The sequence below is a fragment of the Achromobacter sp. DMS1 genome (genome assembly GCF_001270295.1).
This window is the reverse complement of the sequence record NZ_LHSJ01000191.1, coordinates 1-8,081: the sequence shown is the minus strand read 5'-3', so window position 1 is coordinate 8,081 and position 8,081 is coordinate 1. Positions and strand designations below refer to the sequence as shown.

Genomic DNA, 8,081 nt, shown 5'->3' with positions numbered 1-8,081 from the left:
GCGCCTTCCTGCGCCACAACGATCCGGCCGCCGGCCTCTGGTATACGCGCGACCTGCCCGCCATCGCGGCGGCGCGCGGGCTGGCCGACGTCGCGCCCTATTTCATCGACGCCGAGGCGGTGCCCGGCGCGCCGCGCGATCCGGCCTCGGCCCCCGTCGCGGGCCTCACCGTGCTGGCCTTTCCCAACAGCCACCTCAGCTACGCGATCACCTGGTACGCGCTGGCGCTCATGGTCATCATCGGCGCGCTCATCGTCGTGCGCGAGGAAAACCGTTCGCGCAGGAACTGAACCCGCGCGGCCCGCGCCATGCGGGCCGCGCGCCGGCAAGCGCGCGCCGGATCAGAACGTGTGGCGGATGCCCACGCCCAGGGCCGTGCTCTTGAGCCCGTCGATGAAGGCGTAATCCTTGCCGTACGAACCGTAGGCGTACAGATTGGTGCGCTTGGACAGGTCGTAGGTGTAGCCCAGGCTCCAGACGTTCATGGTTTCGTCGCCGCCGGTCAGGTCGGCGTTGTTGGGATCCACGCGCTGCCAGGAGGCGAAAAGGCTGCTGCCGCCGCCGATGGGCAGGGTAGCGCCCAGCATGTAGGCATTGGCCCGGAAACCGTCCACGAAGCGGCTGCTGCCGAATTGGTCGCTGTAGGGCGTGCCGGAGGGCAGGTCCTGGCCAACGAACCAGCCGTCGGTGGTGCGGCCGTAGGCGGCGGCGAGCTTGACCACTTCGAAGTCGTAGGACAGGCCCACGGCGTACTGGCGCGGCGTGGCGCTGTGGTCGATGGAGGCGCGGTTCGAGCCGTTGAGCTGGTCGTAGGTGAGGGTCACGTTCAGCGGGCCGCGCAGGTAGCGCAGGCCGGCCGTGATGCCGCGGGTGTTGTCCGCGGTGCCGAAGCCGCTCTGGTCGCCGATGGTGTCGTCCGCGTTGAACGAATAGCCCACGCCCAGCTCGAAGCCATTCACGTTGGGCGTGCGGTACATGACCATGTTGTCCCAGCGCATGGTGTTGGCGGCGCTGAAGCCCAGGCCCAGGTTGGCCTGCGTGTAGCTGGTGTAGAACGGATCGATGTCGGCGAGGTAGTTGGACCCCACGGTGGCCTGGCGGCCGAACTCCAGCGAGCCCCAGGCGTCGTTGGCGAACCCGATGGTGGCCTGGCGGCCGAACAGGCGCCCGCTCTGGCCGCGGCCGCCGTTGCCCGAATCGAAGCCGCTTTCCAGCTTGAACACGGCGCGCAGGCCGTCGCCCAGGTCTTCGGAGCCGCGCAGGCCCCAGCGCGAGCCGGCCTGGATGCCGTTGATCATGCCCAGCTTGCTGCCGTCGTATCCGTCGCCCTTGATCTTGTTGTAGCCAATGCCGGTGTCGATGACACCATAGAGAGTGACTGACGTTTCTGCCTGAGCGGTGCCTGCGAATGCGGTCAGCATGGCGGCTGCGAGCAGCGTCTTTTTCATCCGTTGAACTCCTGAATGGTGTGGAAAAAGAAAAAGGAACCACACGTTTGGCATAGCCGAGGTGGGGTTCCCGAACCGGATTTTAGTTCAATTTCAGACATTTTTTGGCTATTTACCCGCAAATTCAGGGAAAAAATCGGATCAACCGCAGAACAAGCCGGGCCGCGGCAGGCCGGTGGCAACGGCGTCCGTGCCCATTAGACAAGGGCTGAACGGGAATCAGATTTCAGAAGCAAACGTTCAGATAAGTCCTAACGCCCACCTCGGCGGCGGCAACGCAAAATCACAGCTTTCGATCGACCGCCCACCCATGACCCGACTCCGCATCGTCCTTGCCGATGATCATCCGCTGGTGCTGATGGGCATGCGGGACCTGCTGGAGAAGGACTTCAGCTTCGAGGTCACCGCCACGCTCGACAGTCCCACGGCCCTGGTCGAGCACCTGCGCCGCCACCCCGCGCACGTGATCATCACCGACTACTCCATGCCGGGCGACGAAACCTACGGCGACGGCATCCGCCTGGTCAAGTACCTGCGGCGGCACTTTCCGGTTCCGCGCGTGGTGGTGCTGACCATGGTGTCCAACCCCATGATCATCTCGGCCCTCTACGACGCCGGCGTGTCCGCCGTGGTGCTCAAGCGCCACAACCTCAACGAGATTTCCGCCGCCCTGCATACGCTGCAGGCCGGCCGCCGCTACTACCCGCCCGGCTTCCAGCGCGACGGCGCCATCGACGCGCGCAACAAGTTCATCGGCGAACGCATCAACAGCCTGTCGCCCAAGGAATACGAGGTGCTGCGGCACTTCGTGCGCGGCGAATCCATGATGCAGGTGGCCGAGAGCCTGAAGCGCAGCATCAAGACCGTCAGCGGCCAGAAGATCTCGGCCATGCGCAAGCTCAACGTGCAGACCGACCAGGAGCTGGTCGCGTTCTGCGTCACGAGCGGCATTTTTCCGTAGAAGCGGCGCCCGCAAAGGCCCCGGCGCCGTCAGTCCGCCGGCGCCGGACAGTCCAGGTCGCCTGCGCCGCACTCGAGGTAATCGCGCAGCGCGCGCGTGCGGTCGCGCGTCAGCCGGTCCAGGCATCGGGCCTGGGCCATGGGATAGGCGCTGCCTTCCTGCACGCCGCCCGCCGCGAACGCGCATTCCGCGTCGCGGAACGCCAGCCAGGCGCGCTGCGCGGTATTGAGCCGCGACTCCGCCTGTCTGTCTTTGTGCAGCCGCGCCACCAGCGATTTGTAGGCCGCGTTCAGCTCCGCGTCCGACTTGCGGTAAGCCTGGTCGGCGCAGAGATTCATGTCGGTCTGGGTTGCCGGGTCGGCGCAGTTCAGGCCCTGCGCCTGGGCGCCCGCCGCCAGGGCCAGCCCCGCCAGAACAACGCCCGCTGTCGCATGCCGCATCGATGTTTCTCCTGTCGCCGGGAAATTGCGCGCGCGGCGCAATGGAACACCGACACCATAGAAGAATCGGCCGGCGCGCGCAGCAACCGTACCATGCCGTTTGCTTCCATCCTTAACCGCGCCGGGCGCGACGCTAAGATAATGGCCTGCCCCTTGTCGCCGTTCCCCATGAAAATCCAGCTACTCTCGGACCTGCATCTCGAAACCGATCCCACTTTCCAGGCCCGCCCCGCGCCCGGGGCAGACCTGCTGGTGCTGGCGGGCGACATCGGCTCCTACCGCAGCGGCAGCCGCCTCCAGGAAGACGATTTCGGCCTGGGCCGCTACTCGCCCCGCCGGGGCTGGCCCACGCCGGTGGTCTATGTGCCGGGCAACCACGAATACGACAACCGCGACTTCGACGAAACCCATGCGCGCCTGCGCGAGCTTTGCCAGGCGCTGGACATCCATTGGCTGGAGCGCGAAGTCCTGGTGCTGGACGGGGTGCGGCTGGTGGGCACCACGCTGTGGACGGACTTCGACGCGCTGGCCGCGCCCGGCGACACGCTGACCGCCGTGCTGAACAAGCGCGGCAAGGCTTTCCGCGCGGCCGATTTCTACCTGGCCAAGGCGGAGATGCGCCGCCATGGCGCGCCGTTCATGGCCGAGCAGATGCGCGAGGAGGGGTTGGCCTGCCAGGAATGGCTGGCCCGCGCGCTGCGCGCCCCGCACGCCGGCCGCACCGTGGTCGTCACCCACTTCGCCCCGACCCTGGCCAGCGCCGATCCGCGCTACGGCGTCACGCCGGGCACCGCCGGTTTCTGCAATGCGCTGGACGACCTGCTGCCGCTGGCCGACTGCTGGATGCACGGGCACCTGCATTGCGCCCAGGACTACGTCCGGAACGGCTGCCGGGTCGTGGCCAACCCGCTCGGCTATGCCAAGAAAGGCGAGCAGGGCGACTACGCGCCCGGCAAGGTGTGGGAAGTCTGACGCATCGCCCGCCTCAGAATTTCAGGCTGGCGCTCAGGCCGTAGGTGCGCGGATCCCCCGCCTTGACGTAGCCTTCCGACTGGTACAGCCAATAGCGTTTGTCCGCCAGGTTGTTGATGCCGGCGCGGAAGGTGGTTTCGTAGCCGTAGATGCGCGTGTCGTAGGTGGCGCCGACGTTGACGATGGCGTAGCCGCCGACCTCGACGTCGTTGGAAGCGAGCAGCATGGTGGCTCCCGTGTACTTCACGTCCGCCCGCAGCTTCAGGCCCGGCACGCCCGGCACCGCGTAGGCGGCCTGGGCCGCCGCCACGAACTTCGGCGCGCCGGCCACGCGGTTGCCGACGTTGCCGGCCCCTTTCCGGTACTCGGAATCGAGCAGCATGAGGCTGCCGCCCACGGTCCAGTCGCGCGCCACGCGGGCCGAGGCGCCCAGTTCCAGGCCCTGGTAGACGGACTTGCCGTCTTGCACCAGCTCGTTGGCGGCGTTGGCGTACTCGGCTTTCTTCTCGATGCGGAACAGCGCCGCGGTGGCGGCCCAGTCTTCGTGGCTGGTCTTCACGCCGAGTTCGTATTGCCGGCTCTTGAGCGGATCGAGCAGCTCGCCATCGTTTTCGTAAAGCGGCCCCACGGACGAGCCAGGCTCCAGCGACTCGATGTAGCTGGCATACACCATGGTCTGCGGCGTGACGTTGTACATGAGCGCGACGGTGGGCGTGAGCACGCCGCTCTTGTCGTATTTCGACGACTGCGCGCCGGTGGCGTCGAAGCCGCGCTGCTCGTAATCGGTGTAGCGCAGGCCGCCCAGCAGCGACCAGCCGCGGCCCAGGTCCAGGGTGTCGCTGGCGAACACGGCCTTCTGCGTGATTTCCGCCGCGCGGTACAGGTCCAGGCTGCCTTCGCTGTCGTAGACGTTGCGGTTCGGGTCGTGGAGATTGCCGGTTCCCTTCGGCTCGTACACACCGTTGGCGCTGTAGTCGTTCTTGCGCTTCTCCCAGGATGCGCCCAGCACCACGTGGTGCCGCAGCGGGCCGGTGGCGAAACGGCCCTCGGCCATGGCCCGCCACTGGTTGTAGCCATAGGCTTCGCCGTAGTCCGAACGATAGTCGTCGTAGTCGCCGGCGCTGTTCCGCAGCATCAGCACCGACTCGTTGCGGCGGGTGCGCGTGGAGCTGTAGCTGTAGTCGGTGCTGAGCGTCCAGCGGTCGTCGAGACGGAACTTCAGGCCGGTGGAATAGAAGCGGAAACGGGTGTCGGCGTAGGTGCCCTCGCCCACCAGGCGATTGTCGTCGGCCCGCACCGGAGACGGCAGCCCGGCCCCGTCGGGCAGCGTGCCGGCATAGATGGTGGGATCCTGGCCGATGGCCTTGCGGTCCTGGTAGAGCGACTGGAAATCCCAGACGAGGCGGTCGGTGAGGCGCGCATCCAGGGCCAGGGACACCGAATCCCGGTAGAGCGAGCCGCTGTTGTAGGTATTGCCTTCCTCGTGGGTGGCGTTCAGGCGGTAGCCCAGCGCGCCGTCCTGCCCCGCGCGGCCGCCCAGGTCCACATGCTCGCGCAGCAGGCCCTTGGAAAGATAGCCGAAGTCGATGCTGCGCACGGGCTCGTCGGTGGGACGCTTGGTGACGTAGTTGAGCATCCCGCCGGGCGAACCGAAGCCGTACATGAAGCCGGACGCGCCTTTGAGCAGGTCGATCTGCTCGAATTGTTCGTAGGGCAGCGTGACCACGTAGCTGGGAAAGGGCTTGCCGTCGATGCGATAGGAGTTCTGCCAATCCAGCGGCAGCCCGCGCACGGTGAGGTAGCTGGCCCAGGCCCCGCTGGACGAGCCGTTGTCCGACACCGAGGCGTCCAGCGCGAACACATCGCCCAGCTTGGAGACCTGGCGGTTCTCGAGGTCCGCCGCGTTGACCACGGCGCTAGAAAAAGGCGTCTCGAGCTGGCTGCGGCTGCCCAGGGCGCCGGTATTCACGGGCGCCTCCAGGTGCTGGAGCGTGTCATCCACCGCGCTGGCCTTGACCGTCACGGCGGGCAGTTGCGCAACCGGGCCGTCGGGCTGCGCGGCCTGCTGGGCGGCAGCGGGAAAAGCCAGCCCCAGGGCCAGGGGCAGCGCGGCGGGAAGGAGCCGGACGCCGCGCGCCCGGGCGCGGGCGGGCAAGGAATGGGCACGATCTGCCAAGACATTTCTCCAAAGAAAAAGCGGGTTGGAAAAAGTCAGATTTTTAATACAAATATGAATCATTACCAAAATAATTCCGGTGGCCGGACCTGTCGCGGGCCCCGGCGTCCGGCCGCCGGAGCGCCGCCGGCCGGACGGCGCGCCTCGCCTCAAGGCGCGGGATTGGGATGCCTGCGGTGGATGTCGTCGATGGCCTGCAGCAGTTCCGGCGGCAGCGTGATGTCGACGCTGTCGATGTTTTCCTTCAATTGCGCCATGGTCGTGGCGCCGATCAGGTTGCTGGCGACAAAAGGCTGCTGGTTGACCCAGGCCAGCGCCATCTGCGCGGGCGCGAGTCCGTGCTCGCGCGCCAGGGCCACATATTCGCGGGCCGCCGCCTCGGCCTGCGGATTGCTGTAGCGGGTAAAGCGCGTGTAGCGCGTCAGCCGGGCGCCCTCGGGGCGCGCGCCGTCCAGGTACTTGCCGCAAAGCACGCCCATGGCCAGCGGCGAATAGGCGAGCAGGCTCACGTCTTCGTGGTGGCTGAATTCCGACAGGCCGATTTCATACACCCGGTTGAGCAGGTTGTAAGCGTTCTGGATGGAGGCGATGCGCGGCAGGCCGCGCGCCTCGGCATGCCGCAGGAACTGCGCCACGCCCCAGGGCGTCTCGTTGGACACGCCCACGTAGCGCACCTTGCCCGCCCGCACGAAGCCATCGAGCACATCCAGGGTTTCCTCGACGGGCACGGTGTGCTCGTCCTTCACCCAGGGATAGGACAGCTTGCCGAAAGTGGCCGTGGTGCGGTCGGGCCAGTGTAGCTGGTAGAGGTCGAGATAGTCGGTCTGCAGGCGCTTGAGGCTGGCATCCAGGGCGGCAGTGAGGTTCTTGCGGTCGAGGAAGGTCTTGCCGTCGCGGATGTGGCCGGGCCGCTTGGGGTCGCGCACCGGACCGGCCACCTTGCTCGCCAGCACGATCTCCCGGCGGCGGCCGGTCCTGGCGAGCCAGGTGCCGATGTAAGTCTCGGTCAGGCCCTGCGTCTGCGCCATGGGCGGCACGGGGTACATCTCCGCCGTGTCGATCAGGGTGACGCCGCGCTCCAGCGCGTAGTCGAGCTGCTGGTGGGCTTCGGCTTCGGTGTTCTGCTCGCCCCAGGTCATGGTGCCCAGGCCGATCAGGCTCACGTCCAGCCCGGTGCGGCCGAGTTTGCGGGTTTTCAAGTTCAGCTCCGTGGTGAGAGAAAGACGGGAAAAGCGCTACCTTAACCCCGCGCGCTTTGCTTGGGGCTGAAAGCGGCGGCCGGCGGATGACAAGGCCCGCCCGCGTGGCGGACAATGCGCCTTTCGCTCCCGCCGCCGGACGGCAGGCCCGGCCGCGGGGATCTCCGCCATCCAGAAAGGAACACCATGCAAGGGCAAGGCAGCACGCAGGCTGAGGGCGCGGCTCCCATCGAAGCGCGCGACGTATGGATAGAAACCGGGCAGGGGCGGCTGTACGCCCGCCAGTGGCTGCCCGCCCGGGACGTCCTGCCGCCGGTGGTGCTGCTGCACGACTCCCTGGGCTGCGTGGCGCTGTGGCGGGGCTTTCCCGAAGCCCTGGCGCGCACCCTGGGCCGGCGGGTCATCGCCTACGACCGCCTGGGTTTCGGCCGCTCGGACCCTCACCCCGGCCCGCTGGATCCGGCCTTCGTCACGCTGGAAGCCGAGCAGGGCTTCGCCGCGCTGCGCGCGCAACTGGAGCTGGAGTCCTTCGTGCTCATGGGCCACAGCGTGGGCGGCGGCATGGCGGTCGCCTGCGCCGCGCGCCACGCGGACGGCTGCCGCGCGCTCATCACCGAATCCGCCCAGGCCTTCGTGGAAGACTACACGCGCGACGGCGTGGCCCAGGCGCGCATCGCGTTCCGCGACCCTGCCCAGCTCGACCGCCTGCGCCGCTACCACGGCGACAAAGCCCGCTGGGTGCTGCAAGCCTGGACCGAAACCTGGACAGCCGACGCGTTCGCGGACTGGAGCCTGCGCGCCACGCTGCCCGGCGTGACCTGCCCCGTGCTCGCCCTGCACGGCGCGCAGGACGAGTACGGCACCGCGCGCCACCCCGAAACCATC

Annotated in this window: 8 protein-coding genes; 4 read left to right on the top strand and 4 right to left on the bottom strand. The window is 67.6% G+C overall.

Translation table 11 applies throughout. From position 1 onward, the window contains the following. The coding region (locus AD428_RS19070) for an SURF1 family cytochrome oxidase biogenesis protein (RefSeq protein WP_304438955.1) at positions 1-290 on the top strand (290 nt) is incomplete at its 5' end. 51 nt (positions 291-341) lie between these two features. Here AD428_RS19070 and AD428_RS19065 read toward each other — a convergent pair. Further along, positions 342-1,448: a porin gene (locus AD428_RS19065; RefSeq protein ID WP_053246231.1), complete on the bottom strand. Its 1,107-nt coding sequence runs from the start codon at positions 1,446-1,448 to the stop codon at positions 342-344. A gap of 310 nt (positions 1,449-1,758) precedes the next feature. On the opposite strand from AD428_RS19065, the gene AD428_RS19060 reads away from it, so the two are divergent. Next, the gene (locus AD428_RS19060) at positions 1,759-2,409 is read left to right on the top strand and encodes a response regulator (RefSeq protein ID WP_053246230.1); all 651 of its coding nucleotides are present in this window, start codon (positions 1,759-1,761) and stop codon (positions 2,407-2,409) included. Positions 2,410-2,438: 29 nt separating this feature from the next. Here AD428_RS19060 and AD428_RS19055 read toward each other — a convergent pair whose 3' ends face one another. Next, positions 2,439-2,849, bottom strand: a complete 411-nt coding sequence (locus tag AD428_RS19055; protein ID WP_053246229.1) for a lysozyme inhibitor LprI family protein — start codon at positions 2,847-2,849, stop codon at positions 2,439-2,441. Between the two features lie 168 nt (positions 2,850-3,017). On the opposite strand from AD428_RS19055, the gene AD428_RS19050 reads away from it, so the two are divergent. Beyond that, positions 3,018-3,821 carry a metallophosphoesterase gene (locus tag AD428_RS19050; protein ID WP_053246228.1) on the top strand — a complete coding sequence of 268 codons (804 nt, stop codon included), beginning with the start codon at positions 3,018-3,020 and terminating at the stop codon, positions 3,819-3,821. Between the two features lie 13 nt (positions 3,822-3,834). Here AD428_RS19050 and AD428_RS19045 read toward each other — a convergent pair whose 3' ends face one another. Beyond that, positions 3,835-5,997 (bottom strand): TonB-dependent siderophore receptor, encoded by a 2,163-nt coding sequence (locus AD428_RS19045; RefSeq protein ID WP_235490974.1) that lies wholly within the window; start codon positions 5,995-5,997, stop codon positions 3,835-3,837. Positions 5,998-6,146: 149 nt separating this feature from the next. Continuing rightward, positions 6,147-7,196 (bottom strand): NADP(H)-dependent aldo-keto reductase, encoded by a 1,050-nt coding sequence (locus AD428_RS19040; RefSeq protein ID WP_053246226.1) that lies wholly within the window; start codon positions 7,194-7,196, stop codon positions 6,147-6,149. 186 nt (positions 7,197-7,382) lie between these two features. On the opposite strand from AD428_RS19040, the gene AD428_RS19035 reads away from it, so the two are divergent. Continuing rightward, the coding region (locus AD428_RS19035) for an alpha/beta fold hydrolase (protein ID WP_053246225.1) at positions 7,383-8,081 on the top strand (699 nt) is incomplete at its 3' end.

What these genes read in the sequence shown, in the direction of transcription:
- AD428_RS19065 (WP_053246231.1), bottom strand. Translation starts at nt 1,448, where the DNA reads ATGAAAAAGACGCTGCTCGCAGCCGCCATGCTGACCGCATTCGCAGGC.
- AD428_RS19060 (WP_053246230.1), top strand. Translation starts at nt 1,759, where the DNA reads ATGACCCGACTCCGCATCGTCCTTGCCGATGATCATCCGCTGGTGCTG.
- AD428_RS19055 (WP_053246229.1), bottom strand. Translation starts at nt 2,849, where the DNA reads ATGCGGCATGCGACAGCGGGCGTTGTTCTGGCGGGGCTGGCCCTGGCG.
- AD428_RS19050 (WP_053246228.1), top strand. Translation starts at nt 3,018, where the DNA reads ATGAAAATCCAGCTACTCTCGGACCTGCATCTCGAAACCGATCCCACT.